A 2501-nucleotide genomic window follows, 5' to 3' on the forward strand; every position below is an offset into this window, starting at 1 on the left:
TGGCAAGGATATTGCCTGATGGAACTTACGGTATTGTAGGCCGTCGTGACGGTCAGATAAAAGTCAGAGGAAACCGTCTGGAACTCACAGAAGTCGAAGCAGTGATAAGAGAAATGGATATTATAGATGATGTAACTGTCCAAATAGTCAATATAAACGAAAACAATGAATTAATAGCTTATGTAGTATCTGATGAATCCGATGAAGAACATCTTAAAGACTTGGTTTGTGATTATGTGGGTAAACATAAACCTGATTATATGGTGCCTTCATTTGTAATGAAATTGGAAAACATTCCTTTGAATATTAATGGTAAAGTGGACAAACACGCTTTGCCGGATATTGATATGGATAGTCTGCATGAGGATTATGTTGCTCCACGGGATGAAAATGAGGAAGAAATTGTTAAAGCCTTTGAAAATGCATTGAATTTGGATAAAATTGGTATATATGATGATTTTGTTCGTTTGGGTGGAGATTCATTAACTGCAATTAAACTGTTAAATTATATTGAATCTGATGATGTTACTATGGCAGATATCTTTACTTTCCGCACCCCTGAGGCAATTGCAAAGAATATGTCTGAATTTTCTTTTGATTTGGACATTTATTCCTTAGAAGATGGTTGTCCATTGAATTCAGCACAAATCAATGTATTTGCAGATGTAAATATTTATAATAAAAAGAATGCTTACCATGTACCAGGTTATATTTCTATTTCCAAGAAATATGGTCTTGAAAAAATACTGGATTCTTTAGATGAATTATTTGATATGCATCCTATTTTAAGCACACATTTAAGTGAGATGTATGAAACAAATGATGCTGATGTCTCTAATTCGGATTTGCTTAAAGATTTAATAAAAACAGCTGAAAAATTCGGAATAAAAAAAATCATGGATATAGTTAAGAAATATGGAATAAGGGATGTAAAAGGCCTTTATAAAATGCTTAAAATTACTATAAAATTATTTAAAGGAGAATATCCGTATTTGGTGATGGGAGAAAAACCTACAATTTCAGTAGAATCTAAACTTGATAAAGATATTCTAATTGATTTCTTTGCTGAAAGTTTTGATTTATATAATTATCTCTCTAAGTTTATGATTGTTGAATCCGAAGAATCATATTACTTATTTTATATGATTCACCACATAATTTTTGATGCTATGTCTGCAGGCATATTCAAACGTCAATTAATAACTCTTCTTGATGGGGGCAGCATAGATTTCGATGATACCTTTTTAAAATCATCTGCTTTCACACATCAAATAAAAAATACTGAAAAATTCGATGAAGCCAGTGAATTTTATCAGACTATCCTGTCAGATGTTGATGATGCAGGTATATTGTTAGAAGATAATCCATCAGCTAAAGGATATAAATTATTATCTTATGATTTAAAATTTGATAAAACAACATTCAAATCATTTTTAAGGAATACTGGAATTAGTGAGAATGTATTGTTCACCAGCGTATTTTCTTATGCTTTATCCCAATTCGTAAACGGCAATAAAGTAATATTTACAATGATTGAAAATGGAAGAGACAGATATGACGAAAATTTTATAGGCATGACATCCAATGTAATGCCAGTAGTTATTGACTGCAATAATCAAAGTATCAATTCATATATTGATGATGTTGCAGATACTGTTTATGGGGTATTAAGGCACAGTTATTATCCAATTTTATTACTTTATCAGAAATATGATTTTGAAGTAAATATATTATTCCAATTTGTTCCAAATTGGATTGCGGATGAGTTTACAGGGGATGTTGACAGTATTGGAGATATTGATTCTGAAGAAATTATGAATTATGTCCTCAATAACTTCAGTGATTATTTAACAGAGTTACTTGTTCAGGTTTACCAAAACGGTGATGACTATACATTATTTATCACACATTCAAGAAAGTATTCAGATAAGATGATTGAAGATTTCAAAGATATGTATATGTCAATTTTATCCAACATTATCAATGCAGACATATCTTCTGATTTGAGCGATACCTTAAAATAGTTTTTTGATTTTAGAAGTCAGTGTATTCTTGCACTATTAAGGTATATGGATTTAACTGCGGGAAAATTGATTGAGAAAGTATCAAAGAAAATGATGGAAGGATTGTTTATATATTTAAAATAATCACTTTAGAATACCCAAAATAATTTTAATCGTCTTTGATTAGGAATTGAAATTATTATTGGCGTAATAGTATGGAAATTATCTACTAAAAATCGAAATCTTGTTTCATATAATACGAACAAATATTACTAATCAAATGTTCCCATATTAACAACACATCAATGAAATACTGAAGAAAACATTAAGATGACGAACTATTGTGGAAATTAATTACATTTACAAAAGTCTCCAATGAAAAACTCCAAAAGTCTCCAATATAAAATTAATTCATAGTTTCCCATAAATACTTTTTAATAACAATTTTAATACGTCATATTTTTTCAAAGTAAAATAAATTTTGATTTAAGTTTATTT

Annotated in this window: 1 protein-coding gene; it reads left to right on the forward strand. The window is 29.2% G+C overall.

The genetic code is table 11. The features are described from left to right. Positions 1-2024: condensation domain-containing protein (locus ACKI5C_RS09690; protein WP_407432920.1), on the forward strand; the 2024-nt coding region annotated here is incomplete at its 5' end. Positions 2025-2501: the final 477 nt, after the last annotated feature.

Source organism: Methanobrevibacter sp. (assembly GCF_045646045.1).
Lineage (GTDB): Archaea > Methanobacteriota > Methanobacteria > Methanobacteriales > Methanobacteriaceae > Methanocatella.